Origin of the sequence: Streptomyces palmae, from assembly GCF_004684805.1 — a bacterium.
GTDB lineage: Bacteria > Actinomycetota > Actinomycetes > Streptomycetales > Streptomycetaceae > Streptomyces > Streptomyces palmae.
Genome location: NZ_SRID01000094.1, coordinates 1 through 19,838, shown reverse-complemented (window position 1 = coordinate 19,838; position 19,838 = coordinate 1). Strand labels below are relative to the sequence as shown.

At 73.0% G+C, this 19,838-nt stretch carries 17 protein-coding genes and 1 pseudogene; 14 read left to right on the top strand and 4 right to left on the bottom strand.

Annotated features, from left to right (window positions below; genetic code table 11):
- The 3 genes and pseudogenes from E4099_RS12900 to E4099_RS12890 all read left to right on the top strand — a co-directional run.
- Positions 1-180, top strand: a pseudogene (locus E4099_RS12900) (flavodoxin-dependent (E)-4-hydroxy-3-methylbut-2-enyl-diphosphate synthase); the annotation flags it as partial.
- A 23-nt stretch (positions 181-203) separates the two neighbouring features.
- The gene (gene dxs, locus E4099_RS12895; RefSeq protein ID WP_135339159.1) at positions 204-2,141 is read left to right on the top strand and encodes a 1-deoxy-D-xylulose-5-phosphate synthase; all 1,938 of its coding nucleotides are present in this window, start codon (positions 204-206) and stop codon (positions 2,139-2,141) included.
- Complete coding sequence (locus tag E4099_RS12890) at positions 2,138-3,541, top strand: aspartate aminotransferase family protein (RefSeq protein ID WP_135339158.1); 1,404 nt, start codon at positions 2,138-2,140, stop codon at positions 3,539-3,541. The genes dxs and E4099_RS12890 overlap by 4 nt, the downstream gene beginning before the upstream one ends.
- Positions 3,542-3,641: 100 nt before the next feature.
- On the opposite strand, the gene E4099_RS12885 is transcribed toward E4099_RS12890, so the two are convergent.
- Entirely contained in the window at positions 3,642-4,475 is an 834-nt protein-coding gene (locus E4099_RS12885) for a tyrosine-protein phosphatase (RefSeq protein ID WP_135339157.1), read from the bottom strand.
- Positions 4,476-4,774: 299 nt separating this feature from the next.
- On the opposite strand from E4099_RS12885, the gene E4099_RS12880 reads away from it, so the two are divergent.
- Positions 4,775-5,644, top strand: a complete 870-nt coding sequence (locus tag E4099_RS12880) for an SGNH/GDSL hydrolase family protein (RefSeq protein WP_135339156.1) — start codon at positions 4,775-4,777, stop codon at positions 5,642-5,644.
- Positions 5,645-5,735: 91 nt separating this feature from the next.
- Here the strand turns inward: E4099_RS12880 and E4099_RS12875 are convergent, their stop codons facing one another.
- Positions 5,736-6,089: an ATP-binding protein gene (locus E4099_RS12875; RefSeq protein WP_245244799.1), complete on the bottom strand. Its 354-nt coding sequence runs from the start codon at positions 6,087-6,089 to the stop codon at positions 5,736-5,738.
- Positions 6,090-6,316: 227 nt separating this feature from the next.
- Between E4099_RS12875 and E4099_RS12870 the strand changes: the two genes are divergently transcribed.
- The 6 genes from E4099_RS12870 to E4099_RS12845 all read left to right on the top strand — a co-directional run bounded on the left by E4099_RS12870 (position 6,317) and on the right by E4099_RS12845 (position 12,354).
- Positions 6,317-7,183: a helix-turn-helix domain-containing protein gene (locus tag E4099_RS12870; protein WP_135339155.1), complete on the top strand. Its 867-nt coding sequence runs from the start codon at positions 6,317-6,319 to the stop codon at positions 7,181-7,183.
- Positions 7,184-7,186: 3 nt separating this feature from the next.
- The gene (locus E4099_RS12865) at positions 7,187-7,444 is read left to right on the top strand and encodes a DUF397 domain-containing protein (RefSeq protein ID WP_135339154.1); all 258 of its coding nucleotides are present in this window, start codon (positions 7,187-7,189) and stop codon (positions 7,442-7,444) included.
- Between the two features lie 29 nt (positions 7,445-7,473).
- Positions 7,474-8,280, top strand: coding sequence for an SAM-dependent methyltransferase (locus tag E4099_RS12860; protein WP_209446606.1), 807 nt, complete (start codon positions 7,474-7,476; stop codon positions 8,278-8,280).
- Between the two features lie 186 nt (positions 8,281-8,466).
- Complete coding sequence (locus tag E4099_RS12855; RefSeq protein ID WP_386389192.1) at positions 8,467-9,684, top strand: MBL fold metallo-hydrolase; 1,218 nt, start codon at positions 8,467-8,469, stop codon at positions 9,682-9,684.
- A gap of 142 nt (positions 9,685-9,826) precedes the next feature.
- Positions 9,827-10,225 carry an effector-associated constant component EACC1 gene (locus E4099_RS12850; protein ID WP_135339152.1) on the top strand — a complete coding sequence of 133 codons (399 nt, stop codon included), beginning with the start codon at positions 9,827-9,829 and terminating at the stop codon, positions 10,223-10,225.
- Positions 10,195-12,354: a caspase, EACC1-associated type gene (locus E4099_RS12845; RefSeq protein WP_135339151.1), complete on the top strand. Its 2,160-nt coding sequence runs from the start codon at positions 10,195-10,197 to the stop codon at positions 12,352-12,354. Before E4099_RS12850 ends, E4099_RS12845 begins: the two co-directional genes overlap by 31 nt.
- 198 nt (positions 12,355-12,552) lie before the next feature.
- Here the strand turns inward: E4099_RS12845 and E4099_RS12840 are convergent, their stop codons facing one another.
- Entirely contained in the window at positions 12,553-13,236 is a 684-nt protein-coding gene (locus E4099_RS12840) for a gamma-glutamyl-gamma-aminobutyrate hydrolase family protein (protein WP_135339150.1), read from the bottom strand.
- Positions 13,237-13,355: 119 nt separating this feature from the next.
- Here E4099_RS12840 and E4099_RS12835 point away from each other — a divergent pair, with 119 nt between their 5' ends.
- From E4099_RS12835 to E4099_RS12820, 4 genes are all read left to right on the top strand, one after another.
- On the top strand, positions 13,356-14,723 hold the full coding sequence (locus E4099_RS12835; protein ID WP_135339149.1) for a glutamine synthetase family protein: 1,368 nt from the start codon (positions 13,356-13,358) through the stop codon (positions 14,721-14,723).
- Between the two features lie 10 nt (positions 14,724-14,733).
- Positions 14,734-16,101: an aldehyde dehydrogenase family protein gene (locus E4099_RS12830; RefSeq protein WP_386389196.1), complete on the top strand. Its 1,368-nt coding sequence runs from the start codon at positions 14,734-14,736 to the stop codon at positions 16,099-16,101.
- Positions 16,102-16,107: 6 nt separating this feature from the next.
- Positions 16,108-16,926, top strand: a complete 819-nt coding sequence (locus E4099_RS12825) for a 3-oxoacyl-ACP reductase (RefSeq protein ID WP_135339148.1) — start codon at positions 16,108-16,110, stop codon at positions 16,924-16,926.
- A gap of 203 nt (positions 16,927-17,129) precedes the next feature.
- Positions 17,130-18,170: a DUF2510 domain-containing protein gene (locus E4099_RS12820; RefSeq protein ID WP_135339160.1), complete on the top strand. Its 1,041-nt coding sequence runs from the start codon at positions 17,130-17,132 to the stop codon at positions 18,168-18,170.
- A gap of 161 nt (positions 18,171-18,331) precedes the next feature.
- Here the strand turns inward: E4099_RS12820 and E4099_RS12815 are convergent, their stop codons facing one another.
- Positions 18,332-19,528 carry an amino acid deaminase/aldolase gene (locus E4099_RS12815; RefSeq protein ID WP_135339147.1) on the bottom strand — a complete coding sequence of 399 codons (1,197 nt, stop codon included), beginning with the start codon at positions 19,526-19,528 and terminating at the stop codon, positions 18,332-18,334.
- Positions 19,529-19,838: the final 310 nt, after the last annotated feature.

Below are 19,838 nucleotides of genomic sequence, written 5' to 3'. Positions count from 1 at the left end.
GCCGATCTGGGCGTGGCCTCGGGCAACGGCAAGGGGCAGATCTTCGTGAAGGGCGAGGTCATCAAGACCGTGCCGGAGTCGAAGATCGTGGAGACCCTGATCGAGGAGGCCATGAAGATCGCCGAACGGATGGAGAAGGAGGGGGTCCCGTCCGGGCTGCCCGATGTGAGCGTGAGCTGAGCCGGCGAAGAGGGGGACCGAGCATGTCACTCCTGGAGAACGTCCGGGGCCCGCGCGACCTCAAGGCGCTGGCCCCGGGGCAACTGGGCCCGCTCGCCGCGGAGATCCGCCGGTTCCTGGTCCACGCCGTGGCCCGGACCGGCGGCCACCTCGGGCCCAACCTCGGCGTGGTGGAACTGTCGATCGCCCTGCACCGGGTCTTCGACTCGCCCGCCGACCGCGTCCTGTGGGACACCGGGCACCAGTCCTACGTCCACAAACTGCTCACCGGCCGCCAGGACTTCTCCGCCCTGCGCGGCAAGGGCGGGCTGTCCGGCTACCCCAGCCGCGCCGAGTCCGAGCACGACGTCATCGAGAACAGCCACGCCTCCACCGCCCTGGGCTGGGCCGACGGCCTGGCCAAGGCCAACGAGCTGCTCGGCCTCGGCGGGCGGCACGTGGTGGCGGTGATCGGCGACGGCGCGCTCACCGGCGGCATGGCCTGGGAGGCGCTGAACAACATCGCCGCCGCCGAGGACCGCCCGCTGATCATCGTGGTCAACGACAACGAGCGGTCCTACGCGCCCACCATCGGCGGCCTCGCCGACCACCTGGCCGCCCTGCGCACCACCGACGGCTACGAGCGGGTGCTGGCCTGGGGCAAGGAGGTGCTCCACCGCACCCCGGTGGTCGGCCGGCCGCTCTACGAGTCGCTGCACGGGGCCAAGAAGGGCTTCAAGGACGCCTTCGCCCCGCAGGGCATGTTCGAGGACCTGGGACTGAAGTACCTGGGCCCGGTCGACGGCCATGACATCGCCGCCCTGGAGTCCGCCCTGCGCCGGGCCCAGCGCTTCCACGGCCCGGTGCTCGTCCACTGCATCACCGCCAAGGGCCGCGGCTACCGGCCGGCCCTGGAGGACGAGGCCGACCGCTTCCACACCGTCGGCGCCATCGACCCGGTCACCGGCGAGCCGCTGCTGCCCGCCGGCGGCCAGTCGTGGACCTCGGTCTTCGGCGACGAGATGGTGCGGATCGGCGACGAGCGGCCCGATGTGGTGGCGCTCACCGCCGCCATGCTGGACCCGGTCGGACTCGGCGGCTTCGCGGAGAAGTTCCCCGACCGGGTGTGGGACGTGGGCATCGCCGAGCAGCACGCGGCGGTCTCGGCGGCGGGGCTGGCCACCGGCGGGCTGCACCCGGTGGTCGCCGTCTACGCCACCTTCCTCAACCGCGCCTTCGACCAGGTGCTGATGGACGTGGCGCTGCACAGGTGCGGGGTGACCTTCGTCCTGGACCGGGCCGGCATCACCGGCACCGACGGGGCCAGCCACAACGGCATGTGGGACATGTCGATCCTCCAGGTGGTGCCCGGGCTGCGGATCGCCGCCCCGCGCGACGCCGACCAGCTGCGCGCCCAACTGCGGGAGGCGATCGACGTGTCCGACGCGCCCACCGTGGTCCGCTACCCCAAGGAGACGGTGGGACCGGCGCTGCCGGCGCTCGGCCGGGTCGGCGGCATGGACGTGCTGCGCTGGGGGGAGCCGGTCGTCCCGGGCGTCCCCCAGCAGCCGGACGCCGGCGCGGAGGCCACCGAGCCCGGTGCGGTGCTGCTGGTGGCGGTGGGCGTGATGGCCGCGGTGGCCCTGTCGGCGGCCGAGCTGCTGGGCGAGCGCGGACTGCCCTGCACGGTGGTCGACCCGCGCTGGGTCAAGCCGGTGGACCCGGCCCTGCCCGGGCTGGCGAGCCGGCACCGGCTGGTGGCCGTCATCGAGGACGGCGTCCGCAGCGGCGGCGTCGGCGCCGCGGTGGCGCAGGCGCTCCGGGACGCCGGCGCCGACCTCCCGGTACGCACCTTCGGCGTCCCCGAGCGGTTCCTGGACCACGCCGGGCGGAGCGAGGTGCTCGACGGCATCGGACTGACCCCGACACAGATCGCCGACCGTATCGGCGCCACCTGGGCAGCGAAGGAGAACGGCAGATGAGCACCGCCCGGCCGCCCCGCTCCGGATTCGACCTCGCCGCGCTCCTCGCCGAGCGCGGCGCCGAGCGGTACGAACTGCACAGCCGCCACCTCAACCACCAACTCCCGCGGATGCTACGCACCATCGGCTTCGACAAGGTCTACGAGCGGGCCGAGGGCGCGTACTTCTGGGACACCGAGGGCCAGGACTACCTGGACATGCTGGCCGGTTTCGGGGTGATGGGGCTGGGCCGCCACCACCCGGTGGTGCGCCAGGCGCTGCACGACGTACTCGACGCCCAGCTCGCCGACCTCACCCGGTTCGACTGCCCGCCGCTGCCCGGGCTGCTGGCCGAACGGCTGCTGCGGTACGCCCCCCACCTGGACCGCGTCTTCTTCGGCAACAGCGGCACCGAGGCGGTGGAGACCGCGCTGAAGTTCGCCCGCTACGCCACCGGGCGCCGCCGCATGCTGTACTGCTCGCACGCCTTCCACGGGCTGACCACCGGTTCCCTCTCGGTCAACGGTGAGGAGGGCTTCCGCCGGGGGTTCGCCCCGCTGCTGCCCGACACCGCCGTCGAACTGGGCGACCTCGCGGCGCTGGAGCGCGAGTTGAAGCGGGGCGATGTCGCGGGCTTCGTGGTGGAGCCCATCCAGGGCAAGGGGGTGCACACCGCGCCGCCCGGGTTCCTGCGCGCCGCCCAGGAACTGCTGCACCGCCACAAGGCGCTGCTGATCGCGGACGAGGTGCAGACCGGCCTGGGGCGCACCGGCACCTTCTTCGCGTACCAGCACGAGGAGGGCGTCGAACCCGACCTGGTCTGCGTGGCCAAGGCGCTCTCCGGCGGCTATGTCCCCGTGGGGGCCACCCTCGGCAAGGACTGGATCTTCAAGAAGGTCTACTCCGCCATGGACCGGGTGCTGGTGCACTCCGCCAGCTTCGGGTCCAACGCCCAGGCGATGGCGGCCGGCCTCGCGGTGCTCGCGGTCATGGAGGACGAGCAGATCGTCGAGCGCGCCCGCCGGACCGGCGACCTGCTGCGCACCCGGCTGGCCGCCCTGGTGGACCGGTACGAGATGCTGCACGAGGTACGCGGGCGCGGCCTGATGATCGGCATCGAGTTCGGCAGGCCCCGGTCACTGGGGCTGCGCAGCCGCTGGACGATGCTCCAGGCGGCCCGCAAGGGGCTGTTCGCCCAGATGGTGGTGGTGCCGCTGCTCCAGCGGCACCGCATCCTCACCCAGGTCTCCGGGGACCACCTGGAGGTCATCAAGTTGATTCCGCCCCTGATCATCGGGGAGCCGGAGGTGGAGCGGTTCGTGGCGGCGTTCACCGCGGTGATGGACGAGGCGCACGCGGGGGGCGGGCTGATGTGGGAGTTCGGCCGCACCCTGGTGAAGCAGGCGGTGGCCAATCGCTGAGCCGGACACCCCGGCCGGCCGCACCGGTCGCGGCCGGGGCCGCGCCGGGCGGGTGCGGGTCGATCCACCGGCGTCCCGGACGTGCCGCCCGGTGGCCGGATCAGCCGGTGAGCAGCCGATCGTGCAGCCGCTCCCGGGTGGCGGCGTCCATCCCCAGGCCCTGGCGCAGATAGCCCTCCACGCCGCCCCACATCTCCTCGATCGCCGCGTAGGCGGCGGCCAGGTACTCCACCCGGGCGTCGAAGAGCGGGTCGAGCAGCTCCATGACCTCCGGCGACATGGCGTCCTCGGCGGTGGAGGTGCGCCACACCTTGTAGCGGTGGTGCCGGGCGGCCGACTCCAGGTAGTCGGCCTCGATGGCGTCCCGGTCGACACCGAGGGCGAGCAGGATGACCGCGATGGACAGCCCGGCCCGGTCCTTTCCCGCCGAGCAGTGCAGCAGTGCGGGGGAGCTGCCGTCGGCCAGGGTGGTCAGCAGCCGGGAGTGCTCGGCGGTGCGGCTGCGGATGGTGTGCCGGTACGAGGCGGTCATCCGCCCCGCCGCCTTGCCGTCAGCGAGCAGCTCGCGCAGGGTGGGCAGGTCGCCCTCGCGGACCATCTTCCAGAAGCCGGCGCCGTCGGCCGGGTCGCTGAGCGGGATGTTCAGGTTCCGCACCCCGGGCAGCGCCACGTCCGGGCCCTCCAGCCGGATGTCCGCCGCGTTGCGGAAGTCGAAGACCGTGTGCAGCCCCAGGCCCCCCAGGAAGGCCGCGTCCTCGGCGGTGGCGTGCGCCAGATGACCGCTGCGGAACAGCACCCCGGGCCGCACCCGCCGGCCGCCGGCGGCGGGGAGGCCGCCCACGTCCCGGAAGTTGCGGACGCCGGTGAGGGCGGGCTTGGCCGCCGGCACCTGCGCGGTGTGGTCCTGGACGTAGTCCTGCGGAGTCTGCGTCACGGGCGCTCCTCTGGTTCGGTCGCCGGTCCGGCCGGGTGCGGTCGGCGAGTCACGGCCTGGTCGACCTTACGTCACGGGGGTGCGGCGCGGCCGTGCCCTGGGTGCGGTGGCGGCCGCGACCGCGGAGGGCCGTGGGCCCGCCTGCCCGACCCCTCCCCGCCGCCCGTACGTTCGAACCACCGGGGATGCCGCCCGCGTATTCCAGGTTCGCCGAATATGGCCGGGTGGGATACATCACGCCTCGTCAACCCCTGGTTACGGTGGCGTAAGTCACTTCCGAGGGTGAAGGATGTGCTGACGTGGCAGACGATTCGAAGAGATTGACCATAGACGCGATCGGGTCGTACGCAGCCGTCGGCGACAGTTTCACCGAGGGCGTTGGCGACCCCGGGCCCGACGGAGCCTTCGTCGGCTGGGCCGACCGGCTGGCCATTCTCCTCTCCGACCGGCACGCCTCGGCGCGCGCGGCGGCGGACCCGGCCGGCGCGGCCCCCGACACCCCCGACGACACCGGATACGACGACACCGGATACGACGACTTCCGCTACGCCAACCTCGCCGTCCGCGGGCGGCTGCTGGACCAGATCGTCGCGGAGCAGGTGCCGCGCGCCAAGGAGCTCGCCCCGGACCTGGTGAGCTTCTGCGCCGGCGGCAACGACATCCTGCGACCGGGCAGCGACCCGGACGCCATCGCCGAGCGCTACGAGGCCGCGGTCGCCGACCTGGTCGGCTCGGTGGGCACGGTGCTGGTGTGCACCGGCTTCGACACCCGCGGCGTGCCGGTGCTGCGGCACCTGCGCGGCAAGATCGCGACCTACACGGCCCATGTGCGGGCCATCGCCGACCGGCACGACTGCCCGGTGCTCGACCTGTGGTCCCTGCGCTCGGTGCAGGACCGCCGGGCCTGGAGCGACGACCGGCTGCACCTGTCGGCCGACGGCCACACCCGGGTCGCGCTGCGCGCCGCCCAGGTGCTGGGCCTGAGGGTGCCGGCCGACCCGGACCAGCCGTGGCCGCAGGAGGACACACGGACCCCGGCCGAGGTGCGCCGGGACAACATCCACTGGGCCCGGGAGCATCTGGTGCCCTGGATCGGGCGCCGGCTGCGCGGGGAGTCCTCGGGCGACCACGTCTCGGCCAAGCGGCCCGACCTGCTGCCCTTCCGGTAGCCCCGCCGGCCCTGGCACGGCAGCCGGTACACCGCGGCCGCGGCATCCCGCTCGGGGTGCCGCGGCCGCGGTGTACCTGCGCGACGCCGGTTCAGCTCAGATAGGCCCAGACCACCCGGCCCCGGCCGGAGGGATGGGTGCGTACGCCCCAGGAGGTGGAGAGCGCCTCCACCAGCATCAGCCCGCGCCCGCCCTCCTGGTCCGCGCTCACCAGGCGGGCCCGCGGCTCGGTGCGCGCGCACCCCTGGTCGGCGACCTCCAGCCGCAACCGCCCGCCGTAGACGCGCAGTTCGCAGCGGACCTCATCGCTCGAGGTGTGGCGTACCGCGTTGGTGAACAGTTCGGAGACCACCAACTCGGCGTTGTCCCGGACCTCCTGGTCGAACTCCCAGTCACGCAGCCGGGTCAGGACGAGCCTTCTGGCCTCCGCGACCGAGGTGCTCAAAGCGGGGAGATGAAACGCGTCCTGGAGGCAACGGGTGAGAAATCCACCACCCGAACGCCCTAACCGGAGAGCCTCATAGGAAGGAGCCACGCGGCAACTATGACTGTCCGGGTAACTTCTGGCAAGGATCAATCTGCAAATTACAGAATCGCACTGGACACTCTGTTCCGGCGCGCTGAGCACGTGTCAGACTGCTGATCGATTGAAAACGGCAGAGGGGAGCGGGAGTGGCGGACATGCGGCCGGGCGGCGCCCCGACCGTTCTGAGAGTCGTACTCGGCAAGCGACTCCAGGACCTTCGGGAGAAGGCCGGACTCTCCTATGAGGAGGCCGGGTCGGCGCTGGATGTGACCCATGCCACTATTCGGCGTATGGAAAAGGCCGAAGTCGGCCTGAAAATCCCGTACGTGGAGAAGTTGCTGGCGACCTATGGGGTCACCGACGGCAAGGAGATCGACAGCTTTCTCGCCCTGGCCCGGGAGGCCAACCAGCGCGGCTGGTGGCACCGGTTCCGCGATGTGCTCCCCGAGTGGTTCAGCGCGTTCGTCAGCCTGGAGGGTGCCGCCAGCATCATCCGCGCCTACGAACCCCACTACGTACCCGGACTGCTCCAGACCGCCGACTACGCGCGCGCCGTGCTGCGGGCCGGCATGCCGCAGGCCGGCGAGGCGGAGATCGACCGGCTGGTCGCGCTGCGCCTGGAGCGCCAGGCACTGCTCACCCGCCAGGACGCGCCCCTGCTGTGGGTGGTGATGGACGAAACGGTACTGCGCCGCCCCATCGGCGGGCCGGAGATCATGCGCGCCCAGATCGACCGGCTCATCGAGGCCGGCGCGCAGCAGCACATCCGGCTCCAGATCATGCCGTTCGCCGCCGGGCCGCATCCGGCCATGTACGGCCCGTTCCACATCTTCCGGTTCCCGATCCCTGAACTACCGGACATCGCCTACACCGAGAGCCTCGTCGGCTCGGTGTACATGGACCAGCGCGATGACGTGTCGGTGTTCCTGGAGGCACTGGACCGGATGTGCGCGCAGGCCGCGCCCGCACAGACCATTCAGACCGTTCTGGATGGCATTCGCAAGGAGATCTGAACCATGGATCGCATACACGGGGACCGCATACGCGTCTACAACGGCATGCCGGCCAGGGAACTCGGCACCGAGGGCTGGCACAAGCCGTGGAGCGGCGGTAACGGGGGCAGCTGCGTGGAGGCCATGAAGTTGGGCGACGGACGGGTGGCGCTGCGCCAGTCCACCGACCCGGACGGCCCCGCCTTGATCTACACCCGGCATGAGATGAGGACCTTCATCCAGGGTGCCAAGGCCGGCGAGGCCGACTTCCTGCTCGCCTGACGCCACCCCACGAGGAACAAGGAGACGGTGTGACCGACCAGAGTTTCGCCCCCCAGCAGATCGACACCAGCAAGCCCCACCCGGCCCGGATGTACGACTACTTCCTGGACGGCAGGGACAACTACGAGGTCGACCGGATCGCCGCCGAGCGGGTGCTCGCCGAGGTCCCCGACATACGCCCCACCGCCCGGGCCAACCGCGCCTTCCTGGGCCGGGCGGTCCGGTACGCGGTCCGCTCCGGCATCCGGCAGATCATCGACATCGGCACCGGCATCCCCACCTCGCCCAACACCCACGAGGTGGCGCACGCCGAGGATCCGCGGGTGCGGGTGGCGTACGTCGACAACGACCCGATCGTGGCCACCCACGCGGGGGCCCGCCTGACCAGCGCCCCCAACACCGGCTTCGCGCTGGGTGACGTCCGCAAGCCCCAGGACATCCTGGACACCCCGGCCGTCCGGGACATGATCGACCTCGATCAGCCGGTCGCCCTGCTGCTCGTCGCCGTACTGCACTTCGTCTCCGACGACGAGGACCCGCGCGGCATCGTCGCCACCCTGCGCGACGCCCTGCCCAGCGGCAGCCACCTGGTGCTCTCGCACGCCACCGCGGACTTCCACCCCGGCGGCTTCCCGGAGACGGTGCGCGCCTACCGGAACTCCACCGCCTCCATGAACGTCCGGGAGCACGCCGAGATCAGCACCTACTTCGAGGGCTTCGAGCTGCTCGACCCCGGACTGGTCCAGGTGCCCCTGTGGCGGCCGGACGGTCCGGTGCCGAGCCCGGAGGAACTGCGGCGCATCGGCTTCTACGGCGGGGTGGCCCGCAAGAACTGAACCGCGGGACCCGCGGCCCGGGGCGGCGGACGGCCGCGGGCGCCCCGTCCGGACCGGGGCCGCCCGAGTCCGGAGGGCCGCGGTCCGCGGCCATCCGGGTGCCGTCCGAGGCGGAAGATCATCAGCCGTGCGGGCCGGATTCGGCGGATAATGAGATCGCCTTGCCCGCTTCACTCTGGAGGTGCCGTGACCGGTTCCCAGGCGTCCGAGCCGCAGTACGACCGCGGGCCGCACCGCTTCCGGCCGGCCGCGCTGCGCCCCGCCGCGTTCGGGGCGGAGCCGGTGGGGGAGCGGATGGCGCGGATCCGGCGGTCTCCGCACTTCGTGAACGGTTCCTTCGTCAACCCGGTGGGGGTCCGGAACCTGCCCGCCGGATCGATGCTCTCCTTCCTGCCCACGTACTTCCGCAAGGAGGATCGGATCCGCAGGGCCCCGGCGGGCACGGTCCCGGTCCACCCCACCACCGTCGCCGAGCTGGCCCAGCCCGCCGCGACGGGGCTGCGGCTGACCTGGATGGGCCATTCGAGTGTGCTGGCCGAGATCGACGGGCACCGGGTGCTGTTCGACCCGGTCTGGGGCGAGCGCTGCTCGCCCTTCACCTTCGCCGGACCCAAGCGGCTGCACCCGGTCCCGGCTCCGCTGGCCGAGCTGGGACCGCTGGACGCGGTGGTGATCTCCCACGACCACTACGACCACCTGGACATGCCCACCATCCGGGCGCTGCGGCGCAGCCGCGCGAGGTTCGTGGCGCCCCTGGGCGTCGGCGCCCATCTGGAGTACTGGGGCGTCCCGCCGCACCGGGTCACCGAGCTGGACTGGCAGGAGTCCACCGACGTCGGCGGCCTCACCCTCACCGCCACCCCGGCCCGGCACTTCTGCGGGCGGGCGCTGCGCAACGCCCAGCACACCCTGTGGGCCTCCTGGGTGGTGGCCGGCCCGGAGCACCGGGTGTTCCACAGCGGCGACACCGGGTACTTCCCCGGCTTCGCCGACATCGGCGCGGCCCACGGCCCGTTCGACGCCACGATGATCCAGATCGGTGCCTACTCCCACCTGTGGCCCGACATCCACATGGAGCCGGCGGAGGGTCTGCGCGCCCATGCGGACCTCCAGGGCGGTACCCCCACCGGGATCATGCTGCCGATCCACTGGGGCACCTTCAACCTCGCCCCGCACCCCTGGGAGGAGCCGGCCGAGGGCTCGGTGAGCGCCGCCGAGGCGATCGGCGCCACCGTGGTGATGCCCCGCCCCGGCCAGCCCTTCGAGCCCGCCAAGGGGCTGCCGCTGGACCGCTGGTGGCGGGCGGTCGCCGCCCCCGCCGGCCCGCCGCGGCGCCGGCCGGTCCCGGCGGACACCACCGCGGACACCGCCCGGATCGAGCGCGACTACGCGCGCGAGCGGTGAGGCCCGGCGGGTCCTCGGCCGACGGGTGACGGGGCCGGCGGCTTCGCCCGCGTCCTGGCTCCGTTCCCCAGTCCGGGCGCCCCGGTCTCGTGAGAATGCGTCCGAGCCCGTGGCGGGCCCGACCACGTTCGGGGGAGGCTGGGTGGAGATTCGCATCGCTGTGGCGGGCCCCGGTGCCGACCAGGCACTGACCTCGCTGCACCGTTGGGTGTCGCAGGACCGGGAATCGACCCGGCGGGTGCGTCTGTCGCTGGTGGCGGCGTCGCCGCGCCCCGGGGAGATGGGCGCGGACCTCGAAGCGATCAGCGCGGTGGTCAGCGACGTGATGGCGCTGGGCAGTCTGCTGGTCGCCGTGCTCTCCTGGCGCGACTCCCGGCCGAATCCACCCGCCGTCCGGCTTGAACGAGGCGGCGTGCGGGTGGAGTTGACCGGTGACGCGGCCGACCCGGAGGCGGTTCGCCGGATCGTGGAGGCACTGGGCGAACAACCGGCGAACGCCGATCCACCCGCGTGCCCCGACGATTCCGCGGCGCGTCCGTAGCCGTGGTGTCGTTACCGGACCCGGCGCTCTCGCGAGCGATTCTGATCGGAGCCCATTCCTACCGGAAGCTTCCCGATCTGCCACCCGTGGAGCAGAACCTCATGGGGCTGCGCCAGGCGCTGGAGCACCCCTCGGTGTGGGGGCTGCCGACCTCCCACTGCACCGTGGTCGCCCAGCCCGAGCACGCGCAGACGGCCCTGGACGCGCTGCACGACCAGGCTCCGCGGGCCACCGACACCCTCGTGGTGTACTACGCGGGCCACGGTCTGGTCGACCCGTACACCGACGAGCTGTACCTGGCGCTGCCCTCCACCGAGCCGGGACGACCGGACACCGCGCTGCGGTACGAGTACGTCCGAAGGGCGGTTCTGGACCCGGCCGTCACGGCTCGCCGGAAGGTGGTGGTCCTGGACAGCTGCTACAGCGGCCGTGCCCGGATCGGTGAGATGGGCGCGGGCGGCCATCTCACCGCCCAGGCCCTCATCGACGGCGCCTGCCTGCTGATGTCCACGGCGGGGACGCGCAAGTCGCTGTTCTTCCCGGGTGAGAGGTACACCGCCTTCACCGGAGAGCTGATCGACACCCTCGTACGGGGCATCGCCGACGGCCCCGCGCTGCTGGACATGGACACCATCTACCGGCATGTGCACGCGCAGCTGAGCGGGAAGCGCAGGCCCCTGCCGGAGCAGCGCAACAGGAACGCGGGCGGGCTGATCGTGCTGGCCCGCAACCGGGCCGTGCTGCCCGGCCGGGCGGACTCCGCCCTCGACGCCCTGGCCCCCGAGTCCGTTCCCCTCCTGGGGGGCGTGCCCCGCCGTACGCTCCTGACCGCGGTCGCCGGCGGCACGGTCGCCCTCGGGGGAGCCGGCCTCGGCGTACGACGGCTGCTGCACGGCAGCGACCCCGCCCCCCGCAGGGACGAACTCGGGGCGGGGACGGGGCCCGCACCCGGAAGCGGTCGCCCCCGCACGACATCCCCTTCCGCCCCGCCGTCCTCCTCACCGCCGACCGCGAAGCCCTCGTCGTCCCCCACCCGGCGGCGTGCGAAACCGGGCGCACTCCTCTGGCAGAAGCCGATCCCGGCCAGCGAGTACCCCTCCGATGTGATCCTGGTCGACGGTGTCGTCTGCCTGAGCCGTGACGGCACGGTCCTCGGTTTCGACGCCGTCACGGGGGAGCGGCGGTGGACCGTCCGGTTCGAGGCGCCACTGACCCCGCTCGTGGCGACCGCGGTCACGTCCGGTGGTGTGCTCTGCGTCTGCGATTTGGACGGACACCTCCATGCGATCCGGATCCGCGACGGCGACAAGCGATGGTCGTACAGGATGGGAGGCGTCGACGCCCCGCATGCATGGTGCACCGTCAGGGGCGGCGTGGTGTACGCGTCCCAGTCGGGAGGCGGGCTGCACGCCGTCGACGCGGCCACCGGGAAGAGGAGGTGGCTCTACGCTCCGGCCGAGGGGATCGACTCCGCGCCCGCCGCGAACGACACCGTCGTCTGCGTGGGGGCGACGGGGGAGACCGTCAACCACCTGGATGCCGTGAACGCGCGGACCGGCAAGCGGAAATGGCGGTTCGAGGGCCATGTCACCCCGTACCTGACCATCGACGCCCGGCAGGCCTACACCGTCAACTACGGCACGGTCAGCGCGGTCGACCTGGACACCGGCGAGCGCCGCTGGAGCGAGTCCGCCGATCCCCCCGCGAACGATGGGCCCGACCTCGGGCCGCCCACGCTCGCCGGTGGCACGCTGTACACCACCACCCTGGACGGGTACCTGACCGCCCGGGACCCCGGGAGCGGCTCCGTCCGCTGGCGCTTCCCCGTCGAGGCGGGGGAGCGGATCGCGGACTGGGGGAACTACTCGTCGGGCAGCGGCTCCTCCGGTGCCGCGATCCCGACGGTCTCCGGAGCCACCCTCTACCTCGGCAGCCTCGCGCTCCCGGATGACCCGGACAGCCGCGCGGACAGGTACCGCTCGGCACGACTGGTGTACGCGGTGGACACCGTGACCGGTACCGAGCGCTGGCACCGCACCACCGAGGGATGCACGGGCACGGTAGCCGCTGACGACACGGCGGCCTACTTCGCCACCTCCGACGACCACCTCTGCGCGGTGGGCCGCTGAACCGGAGCCGGACAGCTCACCCGACGCGCCGGGCCGGCACCAGGCCCGGCCGGGCATCGAAGCCTTCGCGGCGCCGATCCACGGCACGTGCGGCGGACACCCCCGGACGGCCCCGACCGCTCACCGGCGAGGTCGCCGTCCTGAGGCGGTGGTGGCTCCGCCGCCTTCGGACGGCGGCGGAACCGCGTACTCCGTCGGTCAGCGGGCCGCCGTGACCAGGGCCGCCATGACCCGGGGATCGTCCCCCATCTCGGGGTGCCACTGCACCCCCAGCGCGAGGCCCGCGGCGTCCGGCAGCTCCACCGCCTCCACCGTGCCGTCCTCGGCGTACCCGGACACCACCAGCCCCTCGCCCAGCCGGTCCACCGCCTGGTGGTGGCAGGTGGGGACGGTGACCGGCTCCGGCAGCACACCCCCCAGCAGCGTGCCGGGCACCGCCCGAACCGGGTGCTGGACAAAGGCCCCGGGCGGACCCGCGTGCGCCTCCAGGTGCTGGCGGAGGGTGCCGCCCCGGGCGACGTTCAGCAGCTGCATCCCCCGGCAGATCCCCAGCAGCGGCAGCCCGGCCGCCAACGCCGCCTCGATCAGGGCGAGTTCCCAGGCGTCCCGTTCCGGCGCGGGCGGACCGGTGCGCGGGTGCGGCTCGGCGCCGTAGCGCGCCGGCTCCACATCCGGGCCGCCGGCGATCACCAGCCCGTCCAGCCGGGCCACCATCGACGGGGCCAGCGCGGGCTCGTCCGGCGGCAGCTGCGCGGTCATCCCGCCGGCGTGCCGCACCAGCCGGTGGTACCCGGCCGGCAGCAGCGCCGCGGGCAGGTCCCACACGCCCCATCGGGTCGAGGACTCCAGATAGGTGCTGATGCCGATCAGAGGCTTGGACACGAGGATCCTTCCGGCTCCGGGTCGCGACGCGGGATTCCCGCCACCCTGTGCGTACTTCCCAATCGATGACCCCTATGCCTACCTTGTGACCCCAGTCACACTCACAGGGAGGCATCGCCGTGTCGGACCGCAGGCCCCCGCTCTCCATCGACGAGTTGACGCGACGGGTCGACGCCGGGGAGATCGACACCGTCGTCCTCGCCTTCACCGACATGCAGGGCAGACTCCAGGGCAAGCGGTTCGCCGCCCGCTTCTTCCTCGACGAGGTGCTGGCACACGGCACCGAGGGCTGCAACTACCTGCTGGCCGTGGACGCCGACATGAACACCGTCGACGGCTACGCCATGGCCTCCTGGGAGCGCGGCTACGGCGACTTCGCCCTGCACGGCGACCCCACCACCCTGCGCCGCACCCCCTGGAACCCGGGCACCGCGCTCATCACCGCCGACCTCGCCTGGCACGACGGCTCACCCGTCCTCGCCTCCCCGCGCCAGATCCTGCGCCGCCAGCTCGACCGGCTGGCCGAGCACGGCTGGACCGCCTACGTCGGCACCGAGCTGGAGTTCCTGGTCTTCAAGGACACCTACGAGGACGCCTGGTCCCGCGGCTACCGCGAGCTGAGCCCGGCCAACCAGTACAACATCGACTACTCCGTACTGGGCACCGGCCGCATCGAGCCGCTGCTGCGCCGCATCCGCAACGAGATGGGCGCCGCCGGAATGACCGTGGAGTCCGCCAAGGGCGAGTGCAACCTCGGCCAGCACGAGATCGCCTTCCGCTACGACGAGGCGCTCGCCACCTGCGACCAGCACGCCGTCTACAAGACCGGCGCCAAGGAGATCGCCGCCCAGGAGGGCATGGCGCTCACCTTCATGGCCAAGTACGACGAGCGCGAGGGCAACTCCTGCCACATCCACCTCTCGCTGCGCGACGAGGCCGGACGCCCGGTGCTCGCCGACGACTCCGGGCCGTACGGCATGTCGCCCCTGATGCGGCACTTCCTGGCCGGACAACTCGCCGCGCTGCGCGACTTCACCCTGCTGTACGCACCCAACATCAACTCCTACAAGCGCTTCCGCCCCGGCTCCTTCGCCCCCACCGCCGTCGCCTGGGGCCCGGACAACCGCACCTGCGCGCTGCGCGTCATCGGCCGCGGCCCCGCCCACCGGCTGGAGAACCGGCTGCCCGGCGGCGACGTCAACCCGTACCTGGCCGTGGCCGGCATGGTCGCCGCCGGACTGCACGGCGTCGAGCAGCGGTTGGAACTCCCCGAGGCCTGCACCGGCAACGCCTACACCGGCGACGCCCGGCACGTCCCCGCCACCCTGCGCGAGGCGGCCGAACGCTGGGGCGCCAGCCCGTTGGCGCGCGCCGCCTTCGGGGACGAGGTCGTCCGGCACTACCTGAACATGGCGCGCGTCGAACAGGAGGCCTTCGACACCGCCATCACCGACTGGGAGCGGTTCCGCTCCTTCGAACGGATGTGAGGTTCGCGGCGTGACCGTGCACGAACTCGAGGTACTCGACCCGGCCACCGAGGAGTGCGTCGCCACCGTCCCCGTGACCACCCCGGCCGAGGTGGGCACCGCGGTGGCGCGCGCCGCCCGGGCCCAGGCCGGCTGGGCCGCGCTGGCCCCCGGCGACCGGGCCAGGGCGCTGCGCCGCTTCGCGGCCACCGTCGACGGGCACCAGGAGGAACTCGCCGCCCTGGAGGTCCGCGAGGCAGGGCACCCGATCGGCAACGCCCGCTGGGAGGCGGGCAACGTCCGCGATCTGCTCGACTACGCGGCCGGCGGCGTGGAGCGGCTCACCGGCAGCCAGATCCCGGTACCCGGCGGCGTGGACATCACCTTCCACGAGCCGCTGGGCGTGGTCGCCGTCATCGCCCCGTGGAACTTCCCGATGCCCATCGCCGCCTGGGGCACCGCCCCCGCCCTCGCCGCCGGCAACGCGGTCCTCCTCAAGCCGGCCGAGACCACCCCGCTCACCGCCCTGCGACTGGCCGAACTCGCCCTGGACGCCGGCCTCCCCGAAGACCTCTTCCAGGTACTCCCCGGGGAGGGCCCGGTGACCGGGCACGCCCTGGTCTCGCACCCCGGCGTCGCCAAGGTGGTCTTCACCGGCTCCACCGCCGTCGGCAAGGGCATCATGGCCACCTGCGCCGAGAGGGTGAAGCGGGTGACCCTGGAACTCGGCGGCAAGAGCCCCAACATCATTTTCGCCGACGCCGACCTGGAGGCCGCCGCGGCCGCCGCCCCCGGCTCCTTCCTGGACAACACCGGCCAGGACTGCTGCGCCCGCAGCCGGATCCTGGTGCAGTCCGCGGTGTACGACCGCTTCCTGGAACTGCTGGAGCCCGGCGTCCTCGCCTTCACCGCGGGCGACCCGGCCGACCCCGCCACCCGTATGGGCCCGCTGATCTCCGCCGCCCAGCGCGAACGGGTACGGACCTTCGTCACCGAGACCGCCCCCGCCGCCATCCGCGGCCAGGCCCCGGCCGGCAAGGGCTTCTGGTACCCGGCCACCGTGCTGGAGGGCCGCCCCGAGGACCGCATCGCCACCGAGGAGGTCTTCGGCCCGGTCGCGGTGGTGATCCCGTTCGCCGACGAGGCCGAGGCGGTCCGGCTCGCCAACGCCACCGACTACGGCCTGTCCGGCTCCATCTGGACCCGCGACCTGGGCCGGGCGCTGCGCATGAGCCGGGCCGTCACCGCCGGGAACCTCTCCGTCAACTCGCACGCCAGTGTCCGCTACGGGACGCCGTTCGGCGGCTTCAAACAGTCCGGCCTGGGCCGGGAGCTGGGGCCGCAGGCCCTGACCGCGTTCACCGAGACCAAGAACGTCTTCCTCGCTACGGAGGTCTGAACACCCATGACCAGCACTGACCGGAACCCCGCTGTGCCCCCGGCCGGGCCGGGCCCCGTCTGCCGCCGCCTGGTGGACCGTACCGCCGTCGTCACCGGGGCGGGCAGCGGCATCGGGCTGGCCACCGCGCGCCGCCTCGCCGCGGAGGGGGCGAACGTGGTCTGCGCCGACATCGACGAGCGGACCGGCAAGGCCGCCGCCGAGGAGGTCGGCGGGGTCTTCGTCTCCGTCGACGTCACCGAGGGCGAGCAGGTCGAGGCGCTGTTCCAGGCCGCCTTCGACACCTACGGCTCGGTCGACATCGCCTTCAACAACGCCGGCATCTCGCCGCCCGAGGACGGCTCCGTCCTGGAGACCGGGCTGGAGGCCTGGAAGCGCGTCCAGGAAACCAACCTCACCTCGGTGTACCTGTGCTGCAAGGCCGCCATCCCCCATATGCGGCGGCAGGGCAGGGGGTCCATCGTCAACACCGCCTCCTTCGTGGCCAAGATGGGCGCCGCCACCTCCCAGATCAGCTACACCGCCGCCAAGGGCGGGGTGCTCGCGATGTCCCGGGAGCTGGGCGTGCAGTTCGCCCGGGAGGGCATCCGGGTCAACGCGCTGTGCCCGGGACCGGTCAACACGCCGCTGCTGAAGGAACTGTTCGCCAAGGACCCGGAGCGCGCCGCCCGCCGACTGGTGCACGTACCGGTGGGCCGGTTCGCCGAGCCCGAGGAGATCGCCGCCGCGGTCGCCTTCCTGGCCAGCGACGACGCCTCGTTCGTGAACGCCGCGGAGTTCCTGGTGGACGGCGGGATCACCGGGGCCTACGTCACCCCGCTGTAGGGCCCCGGGCGGTCGGGGGCGCCCCTGTGCGGGGGATCCGGTGACGTCCGTGACGGGGGCCTGGACGCGGCGCGCGGCCCCGGCCGCGCCCGTACGACCCCCTCCGGCCGGCCGTGCCCCAAGCCGCCGGCCCCAGGAACCCAGGAGTCCGGAGGCCGGGTGTGTACGGGGCGGAACGACAGCCCTAGGCTGTGGCCGTGAGCATGACGACGCCGCCCGGCTGGTACCCCGACCCGACCCATCCCGGCCCCGGCCCGGCTCCGGAGCGCTGGTGGGACGGCGCCGGCTGGACCGAACACCGCCGCACCCCGGCGGTCCATGACGCGGCCACCCTGAACGGCGCCCCCCTGACGCCGCCGGCCGCCGGCGCGCCCGGTGCCCCCGGCATACCCGGGGCACCCGTCGCTCCCGGCTATCCGCCGGCCGCCCCGGGGTACGCCCCCGTCCCCGGCTATCCGCCCGGGCCCGCCGGTCCGCCCCGAGGCCGCGGCCCGAAGATCGCCGCGGTGGTGGTCGCGGGAGCGGTGCTGGTCGCGGCGATCGTCGGCGGAGTGGTGCTGCTCCAGGACGGTGGGGACGACAAGGACGGCAAGGACGACAAGGCGGTGCCGCCGAGCTCCAGCGCACCGCCCTCGGCTTCCGGAGGCCAGTCCGACGGCGGCTCCAGCGACGCCCCCAGCAGCGGTCCCACCGCCGACCCGAGCATCGCCGAGGACACCCTCAGCGGCATCACCCTGCCGGTGCTGGACGGCTGGCGGGGCGCCAGCACCCAGTCCGGTGCCAGCGTGACCACCGAGGAGTCCTACCCCTGCCCCAGCCTGCCGGCCCAGAACTGCATCCCCGGCGGCGCGTTCTCCTTCCCCGCCATCGGCTTCAAGGCCAAGTCGCCGAAGGGCATCGCCAAGGAGGACATCGCGGCCAACGCCGAGGACTCCTACGGCACCGACCCGCGGACCAAGAAGAAGATCTACGGCGGCATCAACAAGCACCAGGAGCTCAAGTCCGAGGCGGTCACCGTCGCCGGGCAGCAGGGCTATCTGGTGCGCTGGAAGGTGGACACCAAGAAGGGCGCCGACGGCATCGTGCAGTCCCTGGTGTTCCCCTCACCCACCAAGCCCGACGTCATGGTCCTCGTACGCTTCGGCTTCGACGCCAGCGGCACGGCGCCGACCCTCGACGACATGGACGAGATCGTCAAGGGCATCCGCGCCTTCGGGGACAGCGAGGACGACGGGGCGGTGTGACCCCTTGCCGTCCGGCGGGGTCGGCTCGCGGACCGGCTGTTTCGACCGGGGCGGGGCGGCTCGCAGGGGATGTCTCGACCGGGGCGGAGGCGCTCACACCTGCCGCCCAGGCCGGGGCGAGGCCGCTCACGGACCGGCGGCCCTGACCGGGGCGGGGCCGCTCACAGGAAGGTGCGGCCCTCGCCCCGGTAGGTCGGCACCGCCGCCGCCACCCGGTCGCCCTCCACCAGGTGCAGCTGCTCGAAGCGCTCGCACAACTCCCCGGCCTTGGCATGCCGGAACCAGACCTTGTCGCCCACCAGCAGGTCGTCGGCGGGCACCCCCAGCAGCGGCGTCTGCACCTCACCCGCCCCTTCCTGGGGGTCGTACCGCAGCCCCGCGGGCAGATACGGCACCGGGAGGCGGTCCGTCCCGGCCACCCCGGAGGCCGGATAGCCGCCGCCGAGCACCGTCACCACCCCGGCACCCGGCCGGCGCACCACCGGCTGGGCGAACAGCGCGGCCGGACGCCCCCGAAACGACGTGTAGTCGTCGAACAGCCGCGGGTGGTAGAGCCCCGATCCCGCCGCGAGCTCGGTCACCGCGTCCTCGGCCGCGGTGTGCTGCACGCTGCCGGTCCCACCGCCGTTGACGAACTCCAGCTCGGCCACCGCCCGTACCGCCCGCACCGCCGCCGCCCGCCGCGCCGCCAGCTCCCGGCGCGCGGCCGACTGCATCAGCCGCACCGCCCGCGCGCGCACCGGCCGCCCGGCGGGCGCGTCACCCACTCCCGCCACATGCCCCTCGTACGCCATCAGCCCCACCAACCGGAACCCCGGGCGCCGCGCGATGGTACGGGCCAGCCCCGCGAGTTGGCGCGGTTCGCGCAGCGGCGAGCGGCGTGCCCCGACCCGCATCCGGCCGCCCAGCAGGTGCAGCGAGGTGTCCAACTCCAGACAGACCCGCACCCGCTCACCGCCCCGGCGCGCGGCGTCGATCAGATCCAGCTGTGCCGGGTCGTCCACCATCACCGTCACGGCCGCGGCCAGCCGGGGGTCCGCGGTCAGCCGGGCGAACCCCGCCCGGTCGGTGGACGGGTACGCCAGCAGCACATCGGGGAATCCGCTCTCGGCCAGCCACAGCGACTCGGCCAGCGTGAAGCTCATCAGTCCGGCGAAACCCTCCTGCGCCAGCACCCGCTCCAACAGCGCCCGGCAGCGCACCGACTTGGTGGCCACCCGCACCGGCTTGCCGCCGGCCCGCCGCGCCAGATCGCGCGCGTTGGCGTCGAACGCCCGCAGATCCACGATGGCCAGCGGCGCGTCGAGATGGGCGGTGGCCCGGTTGTAGCGGACCCGGTCGGAAGCGGCGGCGGACATGACCGCAGCTTGCCAGAAGGCGTTCGGCCGGGGGTAGGGGGACGTTCGATGCGCGGGCCGCGCGTGGCCCCGTAGAGTGTCGCGCACGCCACGACCTCAGGTCGGCGGTGTGATGTCCGCTTTTCGCCTGTATTGACGTTGAATTCGCGCTGAATTCGCACACGTTGCCCGCATGTCCGGCCGGGTGGGCGCGACTGTCGGCCGAAGCAGAACCCGAAGGCGCGAGAGGGGTGCAGGTGAGCACCGACGCGGAGTACGCCAACGCGCCCTGCCCCACCCCGCCGCCGCCTTCCGTCCCACCTCGTCCCAC

Excerpts from the sequence above, each read along its gene's own strand:
- E4099_RS12815 (WP_135339147.1), bottom strand. The coding sequence starts at position 19,528 with ATGTCCGCCGCCGCTTCCGACCGGGTCCGCTACAACCGGGCCACCGCC.
- E4099_RS12890 (WP_135339158.1), top strand. The coding sequence starts at position 2,138 with ATGAGCACCGCCCGGCCGCCCCGCTCCGGATTCGACCTCGCCGCGCTC.
- E4099_RS12825 (WP_135339148.1), top strand. The coding sequence starts at position 16,108 with ATGACCAGCACTGACCGGAACCCCGCTGTGCCCCCGGCCGGGCCGGGC.
- E4099_RS12865 (WP_135339154.1), top strand. The coding sequence starts at position 7,187 with ATGGATCGCATACACGGGGACCGCATACGCGTCTACAACGGCATGCCG.
- E4099_RS12820 (WP_135339160.1), top strand. The coding sequence starts at position 17,130 with ATGACGACGCCGCCCGGCTGGTACCCCGACCCGACCCATCCCGGCCCC.
- dxs (WP_135339159.1), top strand. The coding sequence starts at position 204 with ATGTCACTCCTGGAGAACGTCCGGGGCCCGCGCGACCTCAAGGCGCTG.